The organism is Micromonospora pattaloongensis (genome assembly GCF_900107255.1).
Taxonomy (GTDB): Bacteria; Actinomycetota; Actinomycetes; order Mycobacteriales; family Micromonosporaceae; genus Micromonospora_I; species Micromonospora_I pattaloongensis.
Genome location: NZ_FNPH01000002.1, coordinates 151,542 through 173,480 on the forward strand (window position 1 = coordinate 151,542; position 21,939 = coordinate 173,480).

18 protein-coding genes and 1 pseudogene are annotated in these 21,939 nt (G+C 74.3%); 9 read left to right on the top strand and 10 right to left on the bottom strand.

What is annotated here, in order from left to right:
* The first annotated feature begins 37 nt into the window (after window positions 1-37).
* Together BLW47_RS06680 and BLW47_RS06685 are read left to right on the top strand one after the other, a co-directional pair.
* Window positions 38-2,476 carry a hypothetical protein gene (locus BLW47_RS06680; RefSeq protein WP_139307172.1) on the top strand — a complete coding sequence of 813 codons (2,439 nt, stop codon included), beginning with the start codon at window positions 38-40 and terminating at the stop codon, window positions 2,474-2,476.
* A 103-nt stretch (window positions 2,477-2,579) separates the two neighbouring features.
* Window positions 2,580-3,317 (top strand): D-Ala-D-Ala carboxypeptidase family metallohydrolase, encoded by a 738-nt coding sequence (locus BLW47_RS06685; RefSeq protein ID WP_091552957.1) that lies wholly within the window; start codon window positions 2,580-2,582, stop codon window positions 3,315-3,317.
* A gap of 96 nt (window positions 3,318-3,413) precedes the next feature.
* Here BLW47_RS06685 and BLW47_RS06690 read toward each other — a convergent pair whose 3' ends face one another.
* The 7 genes from BLW47_RS06690 to BLW47_RS06720 all read right to left on the bottom strand — a co-directional run bounded on the left by BLW47_RS06690 (window position 3,414) and on the right by BLW47_RS06720 (window position 9,091).
* Entirely contained in the window at window positions 3,414-4,106 is a 693-nt protein-coding gene (locus BLW47_RS06690) for a RibD family protein (RefSeq protein ID WP_091552960.1), read from the bottom strand.
* Window positions 4,099-4,755 (bottom strand): GTP cyclohydrolase II, encoded by a 657-nt coding sequence (locus tag BLW47_RS06695; protein ID WP_091552962.1) that lies wholly within the window; start codon window positions 4,753-4,755, stop codon window positions 4,099-4,101. The genes BLW47_RS06690 and BLW47_RS06695 overlap by 8 nt, the downstream gene beginning before the upstream one ends.
* A 67-nt stretch (window positions 4,756-4,822) precedes the next feature.
* Complete coding sequence (locus BLW47_RS06700; RefSeq protein WP_091552964.1) at window positions 4,823-5,794, bottom strand: lysylphosphatidylglycerol synthase transmembrane domain-containing protein; 972 nt, start codon at window positions 5,792-5,794, stop codon at window positions 4,823-4,825.
* Between the two features lie 59 nt (window positions 5,795-5,853).
* Window positions 5,854-6,678 (bottom strand): class I SAM-dependent methyltransferase, encoded by an 825-nt coding sequence (locus BLW47_RS06705; RefSeq protein WP_091552967.1) that lies wholly within the window; start codon window positions 6,676-6,678, stop codon window positions 5,854-5,856.
* Complete coding sequence (locus BLW47_RS06710) at window positions 6,675-7,712, bottom strand: glycosyltransferase family 4 protein (RefSeq protein ID WP_091552969.1); 1,038 nt, start codon at window positions 7,710-7,712, stop codon at window positions 6,675-6,677. The genes BLW47_RS06705 and BLW47_RS06710 overlap by 4 nt, the downstream gene beginning before the upstream one ends.
* A complete protein-coding gene (locus tag BLW47_RS06715; RefSeq protein WP_091552971.1) occupies window positions 7,709-8,107 on the bottom strand; it encodes a 6-pyruvoyl trahydropterin synthase family protein in 399 nt (132 codons plus the stop codon). Before BLW47_RS06715 ends, BLW47_RS06710 begins: the two co-directional genes overlap by 4 nt.
* A 3-nt stretch (window positions 8,108-8,110) precedes the next feature.
* Complete coding sequence (locus BLW47_RS06720; protein WP_091552973.1) at window positions 8,111-9,091, bottom strand: zinc-dependent alcohol dehydrogenase; 981 nt, start codon at window positions 9,089-9,091, stop codon at window positions 8,111-8,113.
* 96 nt (window positions 9,092-9,187) lie between these two features.
* On the opposite strand from BLW47_RS06720, the pseudogene BLW47_RS06725 reads away from it, so the two are divergent.
* The 7 genes and pseudogenes from BLW47_RS06725 to smpB all read left to right on the top strand — a co-directional run.
* Window positions 9,188-9,922, top strand: a pseudogene (locus BLW47_RS06725) (CDP-alcohol phosphatidyltransferase family protein); the annotation flags it as partial.
* Between the two features lie 30 nt (window positions 9,923-9,952).
* Complete coding sequence (locus BLW47_RS06730; RefSeq protein WP_175543529.1) at window positions 9,953-10,621, top strand: HAD family hydrolase; 669 nt, start codon at window positions 9,953-9,955, stop codon at window positions 10,619-10,621.
* Window positions 10,622-10,645: 24 nt separating this feature from the next.
* The gene (locus BLW47_RS06735) at window positions 10,646-12,373 is read left to right on the top strand and encodes an LTA synthase family protein (protein WP_091552981.1); all 1,728 of its coding nucleotides are present in this window, start codon (window positions 10,646-10,648) and stop codon (window positions 12,371-12,373) included.
* Between the two features lie 54 nt (window positions 12,374-12,427).
* Window positions 12,428-12,880, top strand: coding sequence for a protein-tyrosine phosphatase family protein (locus tag BLW47_RS06740; RefSeq protein WP_091552983.1), 453 nt, complete (start codon window positions 12,428-12,430; stop codon window positions 12,878-12,880).
* Between the two features lie 129 nt (window positions 12,881-13,009).
* On the top strand, window positions 13,010-13,852 hold the full coding sequence (locus tag BLW47_RS06745; RefSeq protein WP_091552986.1) for an aldo/keto reductase: 843 nt from the start codon (window positions 13,010-13,012) through the stop codon (window positions 13,850-13,852).
* A 129-nt stretch (window positions 13,853-13,981) separates the two neighbouring features.
* A complete protein-coding gene (locus tag BLW47_RS06750; protein ID WP_425435352.1) occupies window positions 13,982-18,499 on the top strand; it encodes a HAMP domain-containing protein in 4,518 nt (1,505 codons plus the stop codon).
* Entirely contained in the window at window positions 18,478-18,978 is a 501-nt protein-coding gene (gene smpB / locus BLW47_RS06755) for an SsrA-binding protein SmpB (RefSeq protein WP_091554564.1), read from the top strand. Before BLW47_RS06750 ends, smpB begins: the two co-directional genes overlap by 22 nt.
* Here the strand turns inward: smpB and BLW47_RS06760 are convergent.
* From BLW47_RS06760 to BLW47_RS06770, 3 genes are all read right to left on the bottom strand, one after another.
* Window positions 18,975-19,835, bottom strand: a complete 861-nt coding sequence (locus BLW47_RS06760; protein ID WP_091552988.1) for a DMT family transporter — start codon at window positions 19,833-19,835, stop codon at window positions 18,975-18,977. The two genes, smpB and BLW47_RS06760, sit on opposite strands and share 4 nt — an antisense overlap.
* 22 nt (window positions 19,836-19,857) lie before the next feature.
* Window positions 19,858-20,922 carry an MGDG synthase family glycosyltransferase gene (locus BLW47_RS06765; RefSeq protein ID WP_245736482.1) on the bottom strand — a complete coding sequence of 355 codons (1,065 nt, stop codon included), beginning with the start codon at window positions 20,920-20,922 and terminating at the stop codon, window positions 19,858-19,860.
* A gap of 154 nt (window positions 20,923-21,076) precedes the next feature.
* A complete protein-coding gene (locus tag BLW47_RS06770) occupies window positions 21,077-21,868 on the bottom strand; it encodes a polysaccharide deacetylase family protein (RefSeq protein ID WP_091552993.1) in 792 nt (263 codons plus the stop codon).
* Window positions 21,869-21,939 lie beyond the last annotated feature (71 nt).

Below are 21,939 nucleotides of genomic sequence, written 5' to 3' on the forward strand. Positions count from 1 at the left end.
AGGAAGGCGGGTGCTGCCGCGGCGCCGGAGGTGGGACGTGAGCGGCTACGTGAACTCCGACGGTGGGGGCTGGACCGAGCTGCGGGTTCACGGGGTGGCCGGCACCCCGCCGGAGGACATGCTCGGACACCCGCACGTCGTGCGCGTCGCCGGGGACGCCGACGCCGGCTTCTACCGGCGCTGGTGGGAGGCGGAGCCGGTCGCGGCGGACACCGCCGAACAGCGGCTGGAGGCGTACTCGTGGGGCGGGCTGACCGCCGGCAGCGGCCAGCGCGCGCTGTGGCTGCTGCTGACCCCGTTCCTGCTGGTCAACGTCGCGTTCTGGGCGCAGCCGCCGGCCGGGGACGGTCGCGGGCGCCGCACCGCGCGGCGGGTCGGCGACACCGCGCAGCGGCTCTTCGCGCTGACGTTGACGCTCGCCCTGGTGGCGTCGGTGGCCCTGGTCTCGATGGACTTCGCCGGCTGGCAGTGCGGCCGGCCGGCGCACGCCTGCGCGGAGAAGGTGTCCTGGCTGGAGTTCCTCTCCTGGTCCTGGCTCGACCTGCCCGGACGCCGTCTCGCCGTGACCGCGGCGGCGCCGCTGGCCGTGGTGGCGCTGCTGTGGTGGCTGGCGCAGAAGACCTGGCGCGGCCTGGAGGCGACCGACGTGCCGTCCACCGTGCCGGAGGACCGGCACCGGACACCGTTGGAGGACCGGCGGATGTGGAACGGCGGCGCGCCGGTGCGCCGGCTCCGGGCGGTGCACGTGGCGGCCGGTTTCGCGCTCGTCGGCGTCCTGCTGCTCGCCCCGTTCCTCGAGTTCGGCGGCCCGGTGGTCGGCGTCCTGATGGTGGTGACGCTGGGCCTGCTCGCCTGGTGCGTGGTGCTCACCTGCCTGGCCCGGATGACCGAGCGGAGCCGACCGGACGGCGAGGATCACGACGTGGGGCGGCGCGACGGCTACACGGTCCTGCCGTGGCTCGCCCTGGGCCTGGCCGCGCTCGCCGCGGTCGTGGTGGCGCAACCCGCGATCGGCGCGGCCCGGCCCGGTGACGCGCGTCCCGCGCTGCCGGGGCTCGCGCCGACCGTGCACGCGCTGACCGGGGCGCAGGTCGCCCTGCTGCTCGCCGTGATCGTCGTGCTGCCGGTGCGCCGCGCGCCCCGCCGGTCCGCGAGCGCGGACCCGGACGCCGGCGCCGCCGCGCATCCGGACGCCGGCCCGGGCCGGGCCGCGGATGCCGACTCCGCACCGGCCTGGGGCGGGCTGGTGACCGCCGGGCTGATGCTGACCGGGGCGTCGCTCGGCACCACCTTCGGCGCCGGGCTGGCCGTGTCGGTCGCGCACGTCCTGGGCCGGCCAGCGCCGGCCGCGCTCGGCCCGGACACGTACGTGGTGCCCATGCCGTACTTCTGGGCGGCCGCGCTGACCGTCCCGGTCGCCGCCGGGTCGCTGCTGCTGGCCGGCCTCGGGCAGTGGCTGATCCGCCGAGACACCGCGCGGACCCTGCGCGACCGGGTGGTCCCCGCCTATCCGGCGGCCGGGATCTGCGCCGCGCTCGCCGCACCCGACGCGCCCGGCCACGCCGCGACGCTGCGCCGGGCCCGCCGGATCGCCGCCGAGTGGTCCGGCGCCACCGTCAGCGACGTCGTCGAGCGGCTCGCCGGCGCGCTGGTCGCGCTGCTCGCCGTGCTCGTCGCCGCCGGGGTGCTCGGCTACCTCGCGGACCCGGAGTGGGTCTACACGCACGCGCGGTGGGCGGTGAACATCGGCGACGCGCTCGTCGGCGGCCTCGTCGCCGGGCTGCTCTACGTCGGGCGGCAGGCGTACGGCCATCTGCGGTTCCGGCGGACCGTCGGGGTGCTGTGGGACGTGGGCACGTTCTGGCCGCGCGCCACCCATCCCCTCGCCCCGCCCTGCTACGCCGAACGGGCGGTGCCCGACCTCATCCGGCGCATCCACCATCTCGGCCACGCCTGCGCCGGGCGGGTGCTGCTCTCCTGCCACTCCCAGGGCACCGTGATCGGGGCAGCCGTGGTCATGCAGCTGACGTACGCCGAGAGCGCCCGGGTCGCCCTGCTCACCCACGGCGCTCCCCTGCGCCGCATCTACGGACGCTTCTTCCCCGGCTACTTCGGCACCATGGCGCTGCGCCGCACCGGCGCGCTGCTGGTCGGGCCGCCGCTCGACACGAGCGACGGCGCCCGCGCGCGGTGGCCGTGGCGCAACCTCTACCGGCCCAGCGACCCGATCGGGGGCTGGGTGCTGCGGGACCGTCCGGCCGTGGAGATCAGCCCCGCCGAGTGGGCAGCGGACCCCCGCGCCGGGGACAACGGCGACGTGGACCGGTGCGTCATCGATCCGGTCTTCGCCCGGGCCGCCGGCGACAGCGCCTATCCGCCCACCCGCGGCCACTCGGCCTACCCCGACGAGCCGGCGTACGGCGCCTCCGTCGACATCGTCCGGGAGCTCCGCGTCGCCACCCCCCGCGACCGGTGAAAAATACCTCCGATCGAACGCACCCACCCCGGCACATATTGACAGCGGCACCGCGCGGGTCCACTCTCGTCGATACGTCATTTCCCGTACGGATGGAGACGCGATGCTCAGACGTACCGGCAGAGTCCTCGCCGCGCTCACCCTCGCCGCGGCCGCGACGCTCGTCGGGGCGGTCACCACCGCCGCCCCCGCGCGCGCCGACGGCTGCTACACCTGGGGGCGCACCCTCTCCCCGGGCATGACCGGCGAGGACGTGCGGCAGCTGCAGATCCGCGTCGCCGGCTACCCCGGCTACGGGGCGGTGCTCGCGATCGACGGCGACTACGGCCCCGCGACCAAGTCCGCGGTCACCCGCTTTCAGCAGGCGTACGGCCTGCCCGCGGACGGCGTCGCCGGGCCGCAGACGTTCAACCGGATCTACGCGCTGCAGGACGACGACTGCACCCCGGTCAACTTCAGCTACGCCGAGTTCAACGACTGCAACTCGGACTGGTCCGGCGGTGCGGTCTCCGCCGCAACCGCCCGGTTCAACGCGCTGGTCAACATGTGGAAGCTGCAGGCCATGCGGCACGCGCTGGGCGACCAGCCGATCCGGGTGACCAGCGCCTTCCGCAGCCACGCCTGCAACAACGCTGTCGGCGGCTCCGCCACCAGCCGCCACCTCTACGGCGACGCTGTCGACCTCGGCGTCAGCCCACACTCGCTGTGCCGGCTGGCGCAGCAGGCCCGCAACCACGGCTGGAACGAGATCCTCGGCCCCGGCTACCCGGGCCACGACGACCACACCCACGTCGCGCACAAGTCGAGCCGCACCTGGTCCGCGCCGACCTGCGGCATCTGATCCCGGTACCGCTCCGGCGCCGGCGGGTGGTCGCACGGCCACCCGCCGGCGCCACCGGCGCGGGTCAGTCCGCGCCGAAGCGGTCGGAGAGGCGGGTCAGTCCGCGCCGAAGCGGTCGGAGAGGGCGTAGCGCAGCAGCACGACGTCGTCGATCTGGCGCACCTCGGCGATGCTGGCGCGGCGCCCCGGATGCCAGGGAAACCGGCCGTCGCGCACAAAGCGGGGCGCCCGGCAGTCGCCGACGAAGAACGGCGCCACCACCAGGTGCAGCTCGTCGGCGAGCCCGGCGGTCAGGAACTGCGAGTGCATGGTGCCGCCGCCCTCGACCATCAGCCGGCGTACGCCGCGGGCGGCGAGGTCGGCCAGCGCCCGCACCGGCTCGACCGGCTCGCCGGCGTCCACCACCGTGGCGACCGTCCCGAGCCGCTCGCGCGCCTTCTCCACGGCGCCCGTCGCGCAGTACACGATCTTCTCGGTGTCGCCGGTGGTGAAGAACCGCGCGCCCGGATCGAGGTCGCCGCTGCCGGTCACGGTGACCTTGGTGGGCGACGGCGGCAGCCCGCGCGCGACCCGCTCGTCGCGGCGCCGCTGCGCGCGCACCAGCAGCCGCGGGTTGTCCAGCCGCACCGTGCCCGCGCCGACCAGGATCGCGTCGCACTCGGCGCGCACCTCGTCGATCCGGTCCAGATCGTCCGAGTTGGACAGCATCAGCCGCTGTCCGGTGGCGTCGTCGATGTAGCCGTCCATCGACATGGCGCAGCTGAGCAGGACGTACGGTCGGTCACTCACGGACGAACGGCAGGTCGAGGGTGTGTTCGCCGCGGCTGGCCTTGGTGGCCAGGTAGCCGGCGTTCGCCGGGGACAGGTACACCCCGGTCGTCACCCGTTGGGTCACTGTCACCCCGAGCCGGCCGAGCTGCTCGGCCTTGTCGGGGTTGTTGCTCAGCAGCGCGACGCCCTCCACCCCGAGCGCCGCGAGCATCTGCGCCGCCGCCGTGTAGTCGCGCTCGTCCTCGCGGTGGCCCAGCGCGACGTTCGCCTCGTACGTGTCCAGGCCGGCATCCTGCAGCGCGTACGCCTCCAGCTTGGTGTAGAGCCCGACGCCGCGCCCCTCCTGCCGCAGGTACAGCAGGAACCCGCCGGCGTCGGCGATCCGCTCGACCGCCTCCCGCAGCTGCGGGCCGCAGTCGCAGCGCTGACTGCCGAACACGTCCCCGGTCAGGCACTCGCTGTGCGGGCGGACCAGCGGGGTGCGCCCGTCGGTCGCGCGCCGGTCGGGCGGCGCGGCCCAGTCACCGAGGCCGAACGCCAGATGCTCCCGCTCGTCGGCCAGGCCGTTGAACGTGAACACCCGCGCGGTCGTGGCGTACCCGTCGGGGAAGCGCAGCGGCACCGTGACCTGGGTCCGGACCGTCGCCACCCGCAGTGCTTCGTACATTCGTCTCCTCCGTCAGACGCTGCCGGACCCGCCCGCAGCGCGTACCGCCTCGACAACCATGTCGCTCTCACCCAGCGGCGGCGCCCGCGACCCGGACGGCGGTGGGCACCCGGACCCGCCGCAGCAGCAACACGGCGGCACCGGGAAGACTGGAGACGATCACCAGCGCCCCGTACACCATGGCGGTCGCGACGCCCTGGCCGGCGGTCAGGCCGGCGGCGGCGAACGCCCACGCCGCCACGCCCTCGCGCGGCCCGAAGCCGGCGACGTTGGCGGGCACGCTCATCGCCAGCAGCGCCAGCAGGGTCAGCGGCACCAGCTCCGACAGCGGCGCGGTGGCGCCCGCGGTGCGCGCCGCGACCAGGAAGGTCGCCAGGTGACCCGCGACGACCACCACCGAGGCGACGAGCACCCCCGGCCAGGCCCCGCGGGCCAGCAGCCCGGCCCGGACGTCGGTCACGGCGGCGCGCAGCACCCGCGCCCGCCGCGAGGGGCCCGAGCGCGGCAGGGCCCGGCCCAGCAGGACGACGCCGAGCCCGCCGACCAGCAGCAGCGCGAACGCGACCGGCAGGTACGGCCGGACCGGCGACGGAAGCGCGACGAGCACGACCACCGCGACGACGGCCTGGACGACCTGTCCCGCGGTCCGCTCCCACACCACCGCGCGGACGCCCCGGCCGACGTCGCCGACGTCCCGGCCGTGCCGCACCGCACGGTCGACGTCACCGACGACGCCACCGGGGAGCGTCGCGTTCAGGAACACCGAGCGGTAGCAGTGCGCGACCGCGGCGCCGAACGGCAACCGCACCCCGAGACCGTCGGCGACCAGCCGCCACCGCCAGGCGCAGCAGACGGTGGTGAGCGCGCCGAGCCCGAGCGCCGCCGCCAGCGCCCACGGCTCGATGGCGCGCAGCCCGTCGAGGAACGGGCCGGCGCCCAGCCGCCACGCCAGCACGGCGAGCACGGCGGCCCCGCCGAGCGCCCGCGCCCACGCCCAGAACGCGCGCGCGCCGCGCCCGGTCCCGTCACCGTTTCGCACCCGCCGGCCTCCCCGGAAGAAACGTCTTCCTGCCTGTACGCACGCGACCGCCCGCCGGTTCACCCGGCGCCGGCGAGCAGGTCGTGGTGATCGACCACCACCCGCAGCCGTCCGGCGGCGGCCTCCGCACGGCGCCGACGGGCGTACGGCGCCGCGGGCCCGGCGAGCTCCGGCCGCTGCTCGCACGCGGCGTCCACCCAGCCGGTGAGCCACTCGGCGATCAGGTCCGCCTGCTCCGGGCCCAGCCGCCACGGGCTGGATCGCACGTCGACGTCGACGCCGTGCCGGGTGAACGCCGCGGCGCAGGCGTCCGCCGCGTCCGGGCCGAGCAGCGTCCGGCCGTCGACCGTGCGGCGCTGATGGTCGTTGAACGCCGCCGCGATCTCGGCGTCCAGCGGATCGGCGGGCGTGAGCTGGACCCGCCCGATCACCGAGATCATCAGCAGCGCCGGGCATCCGGCCCCCGCGCAGGCCGCCACGACCCGCTCGATCTCGTCGGCGGTCAGCATGTCGAGCAGCGCGGACGCGGTGACCAGGGACGCGCCGTCGAGGTCGGCGGGGGTGAGCCGGGTGATGTCGCGGCGCCGGGTCTCGACGGTGACGGGCGCGCCGTCGGCGGCGGTGTCGACCATGTCGGCCGCGGCCCGTTCCAGCAGGTCGGCGTCCCGGTCGTACATGATCCAGTGCTGCGGCCCGGCCAGCCGCGGGGCGAGCCACCGCCCCATCGACCCGGTGCCGCTGCCGAAGTCGTGGATCACCGTACGTCCACCGCCGGCCAGTCGCCGGCGGACCGGCTCCAGCAGCTCGGACGCGCGGGCCGCGGCGTCGGCGGGCTCCCGGAGCCGGAGCCAGTCGGCGAACGTCCGGCTCGCCTCGGCGCTCATGCCGCCACCGCCGCGGTCAGCGCGCCGGCGACCCGGGCCGCGGTGACGTCCCAGCCGGTCAGCGTCGCACGACGGCCGTGCGCGGAGCGCCGCAGCCGCCGGCGCAGCTCCGCGTCGCCGAGCCAGCGCCGCAGCGCCCCGGCGAGCGCTCCCGGATCCCCCGGCTGCACCAGCAGGCCCGGCCGGCTCCCGTCGGGCGCCCGCCCCAGCGCCTCCGGCAGCCCGTCCACGTCGGAGGCCAGCACCGGGATTCCCCGGGCCAGCGCCTCCGTGACCACCATGCCGTACGTCTCGGCGCGGGAGGCGAGCACGAGCAGGTCGGCACCGGCGTACGCGGCGGCGAGCCCGTCGCCGGTGCGCGGGCCGACCAGGCTGACGCGGCCGGCGACACCGGCGGCGTGCGCCCGTCGGCGGAGCCGGTCGACGAACTCCGGATCGCGGGTCAGGGCGCCGACGCAGACGCAGCGCCAGGGCAGGTCCGCGGCGGCGGCCAGGGCCTCCATCAGCACGTCGTGCCCCTTGCCGGCGGTGACGGCGGCGACGCAGAGCAGCTCCGCGCCGCCGGCCGACCCGGTCGCCAGCGGCGCGGGGTCCACCCCGGGCGTGGCGACGTGCACCCGCTGGGCGGGCAGCGCGTACCGGTCGAGCAGTTGGCGCCGCGTCCACTCGCTGGTCGCCACGATCGAGGTGGCGGCGGCCAGCGCCGCCCCCTCGGCGTCGTCGCACAACGGCATGTGCACCAGGACGACCAGACGCAGTCGGCGGGCCGCCGGGACCAGCACCTGCGGCACCGCCGAGGCGACCAGCCCGTCGAGCAGCACCACCGCGTCGTCGTCGAGACCGGCGAGCAGCCGGGCGAGCCCGGCGCGCTCCGTCGCGGTCGGCCGCGGCCACGCGCCGGGGACGACGTGCTCCCGGAGGCTCCAGCCGGCGGCGGTCAGTCCGGCGCAGACCCGCCGGTCGTACGTGTTGCCGCCGCTCGGCGTGGCCGGATCGTCGATGTCGTGGGGCAGCACGACGTTGACCAGCCTCATAGCGGGCGCTCGTAGCTGGCCCAGGCGATGTGCGACTCGTGCAGCGTCACCGTGATCCCGGCCAGCCCGCGCGCCCCGTCGCCCAGGTCGCCGGCGTGGACGCGGTCGGCGAGCCGGTCGGCGATCGTCCGGGCGAGCACCTCGGTCGTGGTGTTCACGCCGGCGAACGCGGGCTCGTCGTCGAGGTTGCGGTAGGTGAGCTCGCCGAGGACCGCGTTCAGCTGCTGCGCGGCGAGCCCGATGTCGACGACGATGCCGTCGGCGTCGAGCTCGGCCCGCCGGAACGTCGCGTCGACGACGAACGTCGCGCCGTGGAGTCGCTGCGCGGGTCCGAAGACCTCGCCCCGGAAACTGTGCGCGATCATGATGTGATCACGGACGGTCACGCTGAACACGGTTCACTCTCCGTCGTAGGTGATGAGATGGCACAGCGCGGGAAGGCTCCCGGCCGCCAGTTGGACGAGCACGTCGGGTAGCTCCGCGAACCGGGACTCGCCGGTGATCAGCGCGTCGAACGCGGGATCGCGCAGCAGCTCCAGCGCCAGCGCCAGCCGGTCGGCGAAGCTGCGGCTGCCCCGGCGCGCCGGCGACACCATGCCGACCTGGCTACTGCGGATGGTCAGCCGTCCGGAGTGGAACGCTCCGCCCAGCGACACGTTCACCGCGCGGTCGCCGTACCAGCTCAGCTCGATCACCGTGCCCTCCGGGGCGAGCAGCTCCAGCGACCGCTGCAGCCCCTCGGCGGTCGCGCTGGCGTGCACGACCAGGTCGCGCCCGCCCGCCGCGTCGGCGGGCAGCGCGAATTCCACGTCCAGCGCGGCGGCGATCTCCGCCCGGGCGGGATCGGCGTCGACGAGCTCGACCCGGACGCCGGGGAACCGGGCGGCCAGCGCCGCGACGCAGCACCCCACCATGCCGCCGCCCACCACCGTGATCCGGTCGCCGACCAGCGGCGCGGCGTCCCACAGCGCGTTCACCGCGGTCTCCACCGTCCCGGCGAGCACGGCCCGGGCCGGCGGCACCCCGTCGGGCACCACCACCACGGCGTCGGCCGGGACGACGTAGGCGGTCTGGTGCGGGTGGAGGCAGAAGACGGTACGGCCGGTGAGCGCCGCCGGGCCCGCTTCGACCACGCCGACGTTGAGGTAGCCGTACTTCACGGGCGCCGGGAAGTCGCCCTCCTGGAACGGGGCGCGCATCGCGGCGTGCTGGCCGGCCGGCACGCGACCGGAGAAGACCAGCGTCTCGGTGCCCCGGCTGACGGCGGAGTGCAGCGTGCGGACCAGGACGTCGTCGGGGCCGGGCGCGGGCAGCGTCACCGGCCGGATCTCGCCCTGCCCGGGCGAGCGCAGCCAGAAGGCGTGGGCCTCCCGCGTCACGGTTTCTCCTCATTTGTGGAATCTGGACCGAACCGAACGCCCACGCTTTCCGTGTTCCCTGTCGTCAGCGGGTCGTCGATCTTTACTCACGGAGGCATGGTGCCCAGGGTTCAAACCGGTCCGGCGATCGGGCTGATCATCCAGTTTGTCCTGCTCGCCGGCCTCGCCGCGACCGCCGGGCTCGGCCTGGCGGGCTGGCTCGCCGGACTCGCGCACGGGACCGTGACGTGCCTCGTGCTCGCCCACGGGCTGCGCCGGTCCGGCGCGCCCGGCCTCGGGCCCGCCGACCGGGTGACGCTGGCGCGGGCCCTGCTGGTCGGCGGCGTCACGGCGCTGACCGTGGACGGCTTCACCCGGCCTACGCCGGTCGGGCTGCTGGTCGCCCTCACCGCCGTGGCGCTGTCGCTCGACGCGGTCGACGGATACGTCGCCCGGCGCACCGGCACCGTCAGCGCGCTCGGCGCGCGCTTCGACATGGAGGTCGACGCGTTCCTGATCCTGGTGCTCTGCGTCCACGTCACGCCGGCGGTGGGTCCCTGGGTGCTCGCCATCGGGGCGATGCGGTACGCCTTCGTGGTCGCCGGCTGGGCGCTGCCGTGGATGCGTGGCTCGCTGCCGCCGCGTCACTGGCGAAAGGTCGTCGCGGCCGCCCAGGGCGTGCTGCTGGCCGTCGCGGCCGCCGAGGTGCTGCCCGGGCCGGGGACCGCCGTCGTGCTCGCGGTGTCGCTGGCCCTGCTGATCGAGTCGTTCGGCCACGACGTCGGGTGGCTGTGGCGGCACCACCCCGCCCGCCCCGGCACCGCCGCCGGCCCGGTGGGCAGCCCCTCCCCCGGTCTGATCCTGCGCTGAGGAGACGTGGACGTGACCCAGTTCGACGCCGTGCTGTTCGACGCCGGCGACACCCTGATCCGGCTGACCGGCAGCGGCGAGACGCTGCTGCACAGGGCGGCCGCCGCCCTCGGCGTCGACCGGCTCGACCCGGACGAGGTCGCGCGGGTGTGGCGGCGCGTGCTGGAGCGCGCCGGCACCGCCGAGGAGCTCGCCAAGGGCCGGGACCTGTCGCCCGAGCGGCACCGCGAGGTGTGGACGGCGCTGTACGACACCGCCGGGTGCGAGAAGCTGGCGCCGGGGCTGAGCGGGCACCTGTACGCGCTCACCGTCCGGGCGGAGTCCTGGGAGGCGTTCCCGGACAGCGTCGACACCCTCAGGTCGCTGCACGAGCGCGGCGTACGGATCGGGGTCGTCAGCGACACCGGCTTCGACCTGCGCCCGGCGCTGGAGCTGCGCGGGCTGTCGCCGTTCGTCGACACCGTCGTGATGTCATACGAGTGTGGGGTGTGCAAGCCGGCGGCGACGCCGTTCCTGATCGCGTGTGAACGCCTCGGCGTGGCCCCGGAGCGCGCCCTCATGGTCGGCGACAACCCGCTCACCGACTCGGGCGCGGTGGCCGCCGGCCTGTACGCGTTCCTGCTGCCGCCGGCGGCGGCGGCCGGCCCGCGAGGGCTCCGGCACGTCCTGGCCCTGGTCTGACCCGCACCCGGAAGGACACCCCGCATGCTCCCCGAAACGCCGCACCGCAGCGAGGCCACTGTGGAGGAGACACCGACGGCGGACGCCGGTCCCGCCGGGCACGGGGGCAGGCGCCGCGTGGCCGCCTGGGCCATCACCGCGCTGGCCGGCCTGCTGGTGCTCGTCGCTCTCACCGCGCCGAACCAGCTCACCCGGCTCACGCCCGCCGCGTTCCTGCGGATCCCGCTCGAGGCGCTGGCCACGGTCGCCGTCCTGCTCGTGCTGCCGCCGTGGCCGCGCCGGGTCGTGGCCGGGCTCGCCGGGTTCACCCTCGGCCTGCTGGCCGTCCTGAAGGTCGCCGACATGGGGTTCTACGGGGCGTTCGACCGGCCCTTCCACCTCGGTGTCGACTGGGTGCTCTTCGACGACGCGGCGGGGTTCGTGTCCGACTCGTTCGGTCGGACCGCCGCGATCGGCGCGGTGGTCGCGGCGGTGCTGCTCGTCACCGCGGTGCCCGTGCTCCTGGCGCTGTCGGTGCTGCGGCTGACCCGGCTGGTGGTCCGGCACGACGTCACGGCGCGGCGGTCGGTCGCCGCGCTGGCGGTCGGCTGGCTGGTGCTGGCCGCGCTGGGCGTGCGGATCGTCCCGGACGCGCCGGTCGCGGACAGCAGCGCGACCGCGCTGGTCTACGACCACGCGCGCCAGGTGCGCGCCGGCCTGCAGGACCGGAAGACGTTCGCCGCGGAGCTCGCCGACGACGCGTTCGGGAACACCCCGGCCGATCAGTTCCTGACCGCGCTGCGCGGCAAGGACGTGATCGTCGCGTTCGTCGAGAGCTACGGGCGCGACGCGGTCGAGGATCCGGAGTTCGCCCCGCAGGTCGGCGCGGTGCTCGACGACGGCGACCGGCGACTGCGCGCCGCGGGCTTCGCCTCCCGCAGCGGCTTCCTCACCTCACCGGCGATGGGCGGCGGCAGCTGGCTGGCGCACGACACGCTGCTCTCGGGGGTGTGGATCGACAACGAGCAGCGGCACCGCGCGCTGCTGGCCAGCGACCGGCTCACCCTGGGCACCGCGTTCCGGCGCGCGGGCTGGCGGACCGTCGGCGTCATGCCGGCCATCACGCAGGACTGGCCGGAAGGGGCGGTCTTCGGCCACGACCGGCTGTACGACAACCGCAATCTCGGCTATCGCGGCCCGACCTTCGCCTACGCCCCGATCCCCGACCAGTACACGCTGTCGGCGTTCCAGCGGCGGGAGCGGCCGGAGGCGGACCGGCGCCCGGTGATGGCGGAGATCGCCCTGGTGTCCAGCCACTCGCCGTGGACGACCATCCCCCGGCTGCTGGACTGGGACTCCCTCGGCAACGGCCGGGTCTACCGCGACGCCACCGCCGCGACCGAGAAGCCGCAGCAGGGGGTGCGCGGCGATGCCACCACCCGCGCCCGCGCCGGCTACCGGCGCGCGATCGAGTACTCGCTGAGCAGTGTCATCTCCTACGTCGAGCGGTACGGCGACGACGACCTGGTCCTCGTCCTCCTCGGCGACCACCAGCCCACCCCGCTCATCACGGGCGAGGGCGCCACCCGGGACGTGCCGATCACCATCGTGAGCCGGGACCGGGCGGTGCTGGACCGGATCGCCGGCTGGGGCTGGCAGGAGGGGCTGCGGCCCGGTCCGCAGGCCCCGGTCTGGCGGATGGACACGTTCCGGAACCGCTTCCTGACCGCCTTCGGTCCGCACCCCGGGACCGCCCCGGGGCGCCCCCGCTAGACGCCGCCGACTCGCGGGCCTCTTCGTCGCCGACCCCCGTTTAGGGTGGGCGGCATGGCCGAGTCGTGGGACCCCACCGCTACCGGCGTGCTGCGGCTGCCCTCCGGCCGGCTGGTCCGGGGGCGGGCGCTGCGCCGGCCGCTGCCGCCGGGGCCCACACCCACCTTCGGCCTCTACCTGCTGGGCACCGAGCCGCCCGCCCGCGCCTGGGAGAGCCGGTGGTTGCGCTGGCCGGACTTCCGGCTGCCGGCGGACCGCGCGCAGGCGCGGCTGCTGCTGCGCCAGGCGTGGGAGCGGGCGGCGACCGGGCGGGTGGAGCTCGCCTGCCGCGGCGGCCGGGGACGGACCGGCACGGCGCTGGCCTGTCTGGCCGTGCTCGACGGCGTTCCGGCGGAGCGGGCGGTGGCGTTCGTCCGGGAGCACTACGACCCGCACGCCGTGGAGACGCCCTGGCAGAAGCGGTACGTCGCCCGCTTCTCCGGGCGCGGGGATGCGGTCACGGGGTGACCCGCACGCCGCCCGCGGCGCGCCCGCCGGGACGGGGGTATCCCCCGGCGACGACCGGTCGCGTTTGCCCCGCCCGCGCGGGGGTAGCCGGCATGGCTGACGAGGCCACGTACCCCACGGGAGGTCGGAATGACGCTCGCGATGCCTGCGATCACGTTGCCGTCCGGCGAGACGATGCCGGCGCTCGGCCAGGGCACCTGGTTCCTGGGCGACGACCCGGCGAAGCGGCGCGACGAGATCACCGCGCTGCGGACCGGCCTCGACCTGGGCATGACGCTGCTCGACACCGCGGAGATGTACGGCGACGGCGCGTCCGAGGAGCTGGTGGGCGAGGCGATCGCCGGACGGCGCGATGAGGTGTTCCTGGTCGACAAGGTGCTGCCGTCCAACGCCAGCCGGCGCGGCACCGTGCAGGCCTGCCGCCGCAGCCTCCAGCGGCTCGGCGTCGATCACATCGATCTCTACCTGCTGCACTGGCGGGGCAGTCATCCGCTGGCCGAGACGATCGAGGCGTTCGCCGAGTTGGTCGACGCCGGCGACATCGGGCAGTGGGGGGTGAGCAACTTCGACACCTCCGACATGACGGAGCTGATGGACGCCGGCGGCGAGGCGTGCGCGACGAACCAGATCCTCTACAACCTGACGCGGCGCGGTCCCGAGTTCGACCTGCTGCCCTGGCTGCGCGAGCACGACATCCCCGTGATGGCGTACTCGCCGATCGAGCAGGGGCGGCTGCTGGGCCACCCGCAGCTCGAGGAGGTCGCCGCGCGGCACGAGGCCACACCCGCGCAGGTGGCGCTCGCCTGGCTGCTCCGCCAGGAGGCGGTCGCGGCCATCCCCCGGTCATCGAAGCCGGATCACACCCGGCAGAACGCCGGGGCGCTGGGTCTGACTCTGACCGCCGAGGATCTCACCGCCCTCGACGCCGCGTTCCCGCCGCCGACCGTGCGGCAGCCGCTGGCGATGTTGTAGCTGCCTGGACCGCCTGCGCGGCGGCGCGTGATCTTGCAGTGCTCTCCCAGTCTCGGACGTGCATACTTGTGCGGTTCACGTTCGTGCCGGAGGGCCTGCTCGTCCGGCTGCTGCGCGAGGGTGGTTGTGGTGGTCGAGAAGACGTCGTCCGGCGGACGCGGGGTTTCCAACAGCACGGCGGCGATGGCGGACCCCGGTCTGCGACAACTGCTCGCGGGTCTGACCGCCGTGCGCGACGGCGACTTCGGCACGCGCCTGCCGGAGGACGGCGACGGCCTGCTGGGCGAGATCGCGACCGTCTTCAACGGCATGGTCGACCAGCTCTCGCTCTTCACCTCCGAGGTCACCCGTGTGGCCCGCGAGGTGGGCACGGAGGGGCAGCTGGGCGGTCAGGCCGAGGTGCCCGGCGTCTCGGGCACCTGGAAGGACCTCACCGACTCGGTGAACGCGATGGCCGGCAACCTCACCGACCAGGTCCGCGACATCGCCGAGGTCGCCACCGCGGTGGCCCTGGGCGACCTGTCGCAGAAAATCACCGTGGACGTGCGCGGCGAGATCCTGGAGCTGAAGAACACCATCAACACGATGGTCGACCAGCTGTCGTCCTTCGCCGACGAGGTCACCCGGGTGGCCCGCGAGGTGGGCAGCGAGGGGCGGCTGGGCGGCCAGGCCGAGGTGCCCGGCGTCGCCGGCACCTGGCGCGACCTCACCGACTCCGTGAACTTCATGGCCGGCAACCTCACCAGCCAGGTCCGCAACATCGCCCAGGTGACCACCGCGGTCGCCCGCGGCGACCTGTCCCAGAAGATCACCGTCGACGCCCGCGGCGAGATCCTGGAGCTCAAGAGCACCATCAACACGATGGTGGATCAGCTGTCGTCCTTCGCCGACGAGGTCACCCGGGTGGCCCGCGAGGTCGGCACCGATGGCCGGCTCGGTGGGCAGGCGCAGGTCAGCGGCGTCGCCGGCACCTGGCGCGACCTCACCGACTCGGTGAACTCGATGGCCGGCAACCTCACCGACCAGGTGCGCAGCATCGCCCAGGTCGCGACCGCCGTGGCGCGCGGCGACCTGTCGCAGAAGATCACCGTTACCGCGCACGGCGAGATCCTGGAGCTGAAGAACACCATCAACACGATGGTGGATCAGCTGTCGTCCTTCGCCGACGAGGTCACCCGGGTGGCCCGCGAGGTCGGCACCGAGGGCCGGCTCGGCGGCCAGGCGGACGTCAAGGGCGTCTCCGGCACCTGGAAGGACCTCACCGAGTCCGTCAACGTCATGGCGGACAACCTCACCGCGCAGGTCCGCAGCATCGCCGAGGTGACCACCGCGGTCGCGAAGGGCGACCTGTCCCAGAAGATCCGGGTCGACGCCCGAGGCGAGATCCTGGCGCTGAAGGAGACCATCAACACGATGGTCGACCAGCTCTCGGCGTTCGCCGACGAGGTGACCCGGGTGGCCCGCGAGGTGGGCACCGAGGGCCGCCTCGGCGGCCAGGCGCGGGTGTCGAACGTCGCCGGCACCTGGAAGGACCTCACCGACAACGTCAACGAGATGGCCAACAACCTCACCAACCAGGTGCGCTCGATCGCGCTGGTGGCGACGGCGGTGGCGCAGGGCGACCTGAGCCGGCAGATCACGGTGGAGGCGAAGGGCGAGGTCGCCGTCCTCGCCCAGACCATCAACACCATGGTCGACACGCTCGGGGCGTTCGCCGACGAGGTGACCCGGGTGGCCCGCGAGGTGGGCACCGAGGGCCGCCTCGGCGGCCAGGCCCGGGTGCCGAACGTCGCCGGCACCTGGAAGGACCTCACCGACAACGTCAACTCGATGGCGAACAACCTCACCGGCCAGGTCCGGAACATCGCCCAGGTCACCACCGCGGTGGCGCAGGGCGACCTGACCAGGAAGATCGACGTCGACGCCCGCGGCGAGATCCTGGAGCTCAAGACGACCATCAACACGATGGTCGACCAGCTCTCCAGCTTCGCGGCCGAGGTCACCCGGGTGGCCCGCGAGGTGGGCAGCGAGGGCCGCCTCGGCGGCCAGGCCGAGGTCGAGGGCGTCTCCGGCACCTGGAAGCGGCTCACCGAGAACGTCAACGAGCTGGCCGGTAACCTCACCCGCCAGGTCCGCGCGATCGCCGAGGTGACCAGCGCGGTCGCCACCGGCGACCTGACCCGCTCCATCACCGTGGAGGCGCCGGGCGAGGTCGGCGAGCTGAAGGACAACATCAACTTCATGGTGGAGTCGCTGCGCGAGACCACCCGGACCAACCAGGAACAGGACTGGCTCAAGACCAATCTGGCCCGGATCGCCGGGCTGATGCAGGGCCACCGCGACCTCGACGTCGTCGCCGGCCTGGTCATGAACGAGCTCGCCCCGCTGGTCTCCGCGCAGCTCGGCACGTTCCTGCTGGTCGACGACAGCAGCGGCGGCACGGAGCTGCGGGTGGTCGGCGGCTACGGCCACAGCGCCGCGGGCCGGCGGTACGCCCTCGGCGAGTCGCTGGTCGGGCAGGTCGCGGTGAGCAAGCGACCGATCGTGGTGGACGCGGTGCCCGCCGACTACTTCACGGTCTCGTCCAGCCTCGGCGCCAGCGCCCCGCTGCACCTGATCGTGCTGCCGATCCTCTTCGAGGACCAGGTGCTCGGCGTGATCGAGCTGGCCAGCATGGGCCGCTTCACCGAGACCCAGCACGACTTCCTCAACCAGCTCACCGAGACGATCGGCGTCAACGTCAACACCATCGTGGCGAACGCCCGCACCGACGTGCTGCTGACGGAGTCGCAGCGGCTCGCGGCCGAGCTGCAGGCCCGGTCGGAGGAGCTGCAGGCCCGCTCCGAGGAGCTGCAGCGCTCCAACGCCGAGCTGGAGGACAAGGCGGCGCTGCTGGCCCGCCAGAACCACGACATCGAGACGAAGAACTCCGAGATCGAGCAGGCCCGGCAGGAGCTGGAGGCCCGCGCCCAGCAGCTGGCGCTGGCCTCGAAGTACAAGTCGGAGTTCCTGGCCAACATGAGCCATGAGCTGCGTACGCCGTTGAACTCGCTGCTCATCCTCGCCCAGCTGCTGGCCCAGAACCCGGCCGGCAACCTGACCGGCAAGCAGGTCGAGTACGCGACGGTGATCCACTCGGCCGGCACGGACCTGTTGCAGCTCATCAACGACATCCTCGACCTGTCGAAGGTCGAGGCCGGCAAAATGGACATCAACCCCGAGACCTTCGAGCTCTCCACGCTCTGCGACTACGTCGACGCCACCTTCCGGCCGTTGACCACGCCGCGCGGGCTGGAGCTGGAGATCAGCACCGGGGCCGACGTGCCGACCGAGCTGCACACCGACGAGCAGCGGCTCCGGCAGGTGCTGCGCAACCTCGTCTCCAACGCGGTGAAGTTCACCGAGAAGGGCCGGGTGGAGCTGCGGGTCGACCGGGTCGGGCCCGGTGAGCTGCCCGAGAGCTTGGAGCCCGCCGACGCGGTCGTCGCGTTCCGGGTCACCGACACCGGAATCGGCATCGCCGAGCAGCACCTCACCGCCATCTTCGACGCCTTCCAGCAGGCCGACGGCACCACGAGCCGGCGGTACGGCGGGACGGGCCTCGGGTTGTCGATCAGTCGCGAGATCGCGCACCTGCTCGGCGGCCAGATCACCGCGGAGAGCGTGCTGGGACAGGGCAGCACGTTCACGCTCTACCTGCCGGTGACCGCCCCGACCGTGGCCCCCGGCGGCGAGCCCGGCACCGCCCCCGTCGCGCTTCCGGTGGCGCTGCCGCCGGCCGTCCCGGTCGCGCCGGGCGAGGGCCGCCGGGTGCTGGTGCTGGAGCGCCACGACAACGGGCTGCTGACGCTGCTGACCCAGGGGGTGGCGACCGACCTGGGCGAGGCGGCCCCGCCGGTGGAGGTGTTCACCGCGGTGGACGCGGCCTCGGCGATGGAGGCGCTGACGCATCGCCCGTACCACTGCGTGGTGCTGCAGCTCGACGCCCCCGACGACACCGGGACGGTGGTGCTCAAGGCGCTGCACGACGACCTGACGCTGCGCGGCGTGCCGGTCCTCGCCTACCACGGGCACCCGCTGACCCCCAACCAGGACTCCCTGTTGCAGGTGCTCGCCCACGAGCGTCCGTTGGAGCTGCTGCGCAGCCTCGACGACCTGCGTGAGCGGATCACGCTGCACCTCACGGCCGTCACCCCGGAACGGGTCCTGCCGCTGAGCGCCGCCGCGCCGGAGACGCGCCCGGCCGCCGAGTCCGGCCTGGGCGAGCTGACCGGACGCAAGGTGCTGGTGGTCGACGACGACGCCCGCAACGTCTTCGCGCTGACCAACATCCTGGAGCTGCACGGGATGGACGTCGTCTACGCGGAGAACGGCCGCAAGGGCGTCGAGATGCTGATGCGTCACGACGACATCGACCTGGTGCTGATGGACGTGATGATGCCGGAGATGGACGGGTACGCCGCGACCGCCGCGATCCGTGCCATGCCCCGCTACGCGAACCTGCCGATCATCGCGGTCACCGCGAAGGCCATGCACGGCGACCGGGAGAAGAGCATCTCCTCCGGCGCCAGCGACTACGTCACGAAGCCCGTCGACGCCGCCGACCTGCTGCAGTGCATGGGTCGTTGGCTGAGCGCCGGGAGGTAGCCGCGTCCAGGGAAGGTGACCGCACGGTCGTCGCCACCAACCGCCGGGCGTGGCACGACTACGCGATCCTCAAGACGTACGAGGCGGGGATCGTGCTGGTCGGCACGGAGGTGAAGTCGCTGCGGGCCGGCCGGGTGTCGCTGGTCGACGCGTTCGCCCAGGAGCGCGACGGTGAGCTGCTGCTGTACGGGCTGCACATCGCCGAGTACGGGTACGGCACGTGGACGAACCATCAACCGCGCCGTACCCGCAAGCTCCTGCTGCGGCGGGTGGAGATCGACCGGATCACGGACAAGGTGCGCGAGGGCGGGCTGACGCTCGTTCCGTTGTCGATGTACTTCGCGGGCGGCTGGGCGAAGCTGGAGCTCGGCCTCGCCCGGGGCAAGCGGTCGTACGACAAGCGGCAGGCGCTGGCCGAACGGGACGCGAACCGCGAGATCACCCGGGAGTTGGGGCGCCACCTCAAGGGGCGGCGCTAGCCGGCGTCGCTGCCCTGGCTGGCCGCGGACGCCTTCCCGGCCAGCCAGATCCCGGCCACGATCGCCGCCGACGCGGCGGCGAGGCCGGCGATCTTCGGCCCGGTGAGCGCGATCGTCTCGTCGAAGACGATCACCCCGAGCAGCACGCTGACCACCGGGTCGGTCAGGGTGAGCGCGGTCAGGGGGGCGGCGAGCCGACCGCTCTGGAACGCGTTCTGGGTGAGCAGCAGCCCGGTCAGCGCGGAGCCGGCGAGGGCGGCGACCCGCCAGTCGACGACCGCGGTGAGCAGGTCGCCGTGATAGTGGCCGAGCACGGCCTTCACCAGGGCGGCCGTGAGGCTGTACGCGACACCGCCGGCGAAGCCGAGCAGCGCGCCGCGGGCGGCGCCGTGCAGCCACCGGGAGACCAGCGCGGAGGCCGCCACCACGGACACCGCGGCGAGTCCGGGCGCCCACCAGCGCGACGCCGGCGGATCGGTCTGCCCGGTCTGCGCCCCGGCGACCGCCACGAAGGCGGCCAGCCCGGCCGCGCCGAGCACCACCGCGACCAGATCGCGGCGGAGCACCCGGCGTCGGTTGAGCCGGGCCTCGATCAGCACCGCCATGAGCAGCCCGCTGGAGAGCACCGGCTGGACGGTCACGAGCGTCCCGAACCGCAGCGCGAGCGCCTGCAGCGCCACGCCGGCGGTGTCCGGCACCCACGCCCACAGCCACAGCGGGCTGCGGAGCAGCCGCAGCAGCAGCCGCGGGTCCAGGGCGGCGTGCGGTTGCTGCTGTTTCGCCGCCTTCTGATGCAGCGCCGAGGCCAGCGCGAAGCAGAACGCCGCCACCACGGCGAGCCCGACCGCCAGGATCATGGGTCCCGGACCGGCGCGGTGATCATTGTTCCCGCGACGGCGTCTGGGCGGCGATCGCGTCGAGGACCATGGCCGCCATGTCGCGACCGGTCGCCGCGCGCGGCGCGGTACGTCCGGCCGCGACGACGTCGCGCAGCGTCCGGGACAGCTCCGCCGGCGTTTCGACGTACCGGGTGAGTCCGCAGCCGGCCAGCACCCGCGCGTTGGCTATCCCGTGCCCGGGGATCGGCCGGTACGTGATCGTGGGCAGCCCCACGGCGAGCGACTCCTGGCAGGTCAGCCCGCCCGCGTTCTCGACGAGCACGTCGACCGCGCTCATCAGGGTCGGCATGTCGCCCACCCACCCGAAGACGTAGCCGGGATATCCCCGCAGCCGCCGGCGCAGCGCCTCGTTGCGCCCGCAGACCACGACCGGTCGGACGCACCCGCTGGCCAGCACGTCCGCGGCGGTGCGTTCGACCTCCCCCACGCCCCACGAACCGGCGACGATCAACGCCAGTCGTTCCTCCTCCGGCAGCCCGAACCGCCGTCGCGCCTCGGCCCGGCCCACCCCGCCGGACGCGGGAAAGCGCGGGGAGACCAGGGCGTCCACCACCCGCGTCCGTCGCACCCCCATCGCCCGCGCCTGGTCGCGGACCGCGTCGTGGATCACGCAGTACTCGTCGACGCCGGCCGCCAGCCAGGCCGGGTGCAGCACGAAATCGGTCACGTAGGTCAGCACCGTCCCCGAATAGCCGAGCTCGCGCAGTGGTCCCACGACCTGGTTCGCGAACGGGAAGGTGGTGACCACGGCGCGGGTGTCCGCCGGCAACCGCGCCACCAGCCGCCGCCCGGCCGGACGCAGCACCCCCCTGATCGCGTCCATCAACGCCGGCGACCGACCGAAGAGCCCGAACAACAGCTCGTAGCCCGACGGCAGCCACCGCAGCATCCCCCGGTACACCTGTCGGACGACGATCGGGAACGGCGGGGGCAGCAGTGACAGCAGGTTCACCCGGTCCACCCGCAGCCCGCGTACGGCCAGCCGGCGTCCCAACTCCGCCGCGGCGGCGTCGTGGCCCGCTCCGATGTCCGCGGAGATGACCACGACCGAGCCCCCTGCGACCGACGCGGCGCGGACGGGCCGTTCACCGGCGAGCGGCGCGGACCCGTCGCCCCCCGGCCGCGCGGACCGACGCGGGCCTGCCCCTACGGCGTACCGTGTCAACCCGCCTCCTGGCCGCTGCGTCACACCGCACCGTCTACCCCCATATTTCGGCACCATTCGCCGCATGGCGGCCAAAGCGCCGGGCTTCCCATTCAGGCCCGCGTCCCGTTGCGTGGTCAACCAACGGCCCCACCGTCAGGCCCCGCCGCCGCGCGTCGGCGATCAGCACCGGCAGGGCCCCCAACGTGGCGCGCCAGGCGCTCGGCGCGGTCAGCGCGTCGGAGTCGTGCAGCAGTACCGTTCCCCCACCACCGAGCGCACGCGTCACGGTTCGGAAGACCGACGCCGGCGTGGCGCCCGACTCCCAGTCGCGGCCCCACGTGGTCCACAGCCGCGGTCGCAGCCCCAGCCGCCGGCAGGCCAGCAGCGCGGCGGTGGTCAACACCCCGTACGGCGGCCGGTACCAGACCGGCAGGACGCCGGTGACCTCCGCGATCCGGTTCCGCGCCCGCGCGATGTCGCCGTAGGTCGCGGCCGGTGTCCGCCACAGCAGGTTGCGGTGCTCCCAGCCGTGCACGGCGACGTCGTGCCCGCCCGCCACGATCTCCCGCCCGAGTCCCGGATCGCGGTCGAGCATCCGTCCCAGCAGGAAGAAGGTCGCCCGCACCCGCGCCTGCGCCAACGCCCGCAGGAACAGCGGGGTGGAGGCCCGCGCCGGCCCGTCGTCGAAGGTCAACGCGACGTAGCCCGCACCGGGTCCGGACAGCCCGGGCCACAGCCGCGACCGCACGGCCGGCACGCCCGTCACCGCGGGCGCGGCGTTCGCCAGGGCCGCCGCGACCGTCAGTCCGGCCGCCAGCCGTGCCGCCCGCGACTGTCCCACCATCCGCCACCGTCCATGGATATCCCGGTCGGCAGCCGGGTCAGAGAATGCGAATCCCGGGCAGCACGATCCGA

What these genes read in the sequence shown, in the direction of transcription:
- BLW47_RS06685 (WP_091552957.1), top strand. Translation starts at nt 2,580, where the DNA reads ATGCTCAGACGTACCGGCAGAGTCCTCGCCGCGCTCACCCTCGCCGCG.
- BLW47_RS06695 (WP_091552962.1), bottom strand. Translation starts at nt 4,755, where the DNA reads ATGTACGAAGCACTGCGGGTGGCGACGGTCCGGACCCAGGTCACGGTG.
- BLW47_RS06705 (WP_091552967.1), bottom strand. Translation starts at nt 6,678, where the DNA reads ATGAGCGCCGAGGCGAGCCGGACGTTCGCCGACTGGCTCCGGCTCCGG.
- BLW47_RS06710 (WP_091552969.1), bottom strand. Translation starts at nt 7,712, where the DNA reads ATGAGGCTGGTCAACGTCGTGCTGCCCCACGACATCGACGATCCGGCC.
- BLW47_RS06735 (WP_091552981.1), top strand. Translation starts at nt 10,646, where the DNA reads ATGCTCCCCGAAACGCCGCACCGCAGCGAGGCCACTGTGGAGGAGACA.
- BLW47_RS06740 (WP_091552983.1), top strand. Translation starts at nt 12,428, where the DNA reads ATGGCCGAGTCGTGGGACCCCACCGCTACCGGCGTGCTGCGGCTGCCC.
- BLW47_RS06745 (WP_091552986.1), top strand. Translation starts at nt 13,010, where the DNA reads ATGACGCTCGCGATGCCTGCGATCACGTTGCCGTCCGGCGAGACGATG.
- BLW47_RS06760 (WP_091552988.1), bottom strand. Translation starts at nt 19,835, where the DNA reads ATGATCCTGGCGGTCGGGCTCGCCGTGGTGGCGGCGTTCTGCTTCGCG.
- BLW47_RS06770 (WP_091552993.1), bottom strand. Translation starts at nt 21,868, where the DNA reads ATGGTGGGACAGTCGCGGGCGGCACGGCTGGCGGCCGGACTGACGGTC.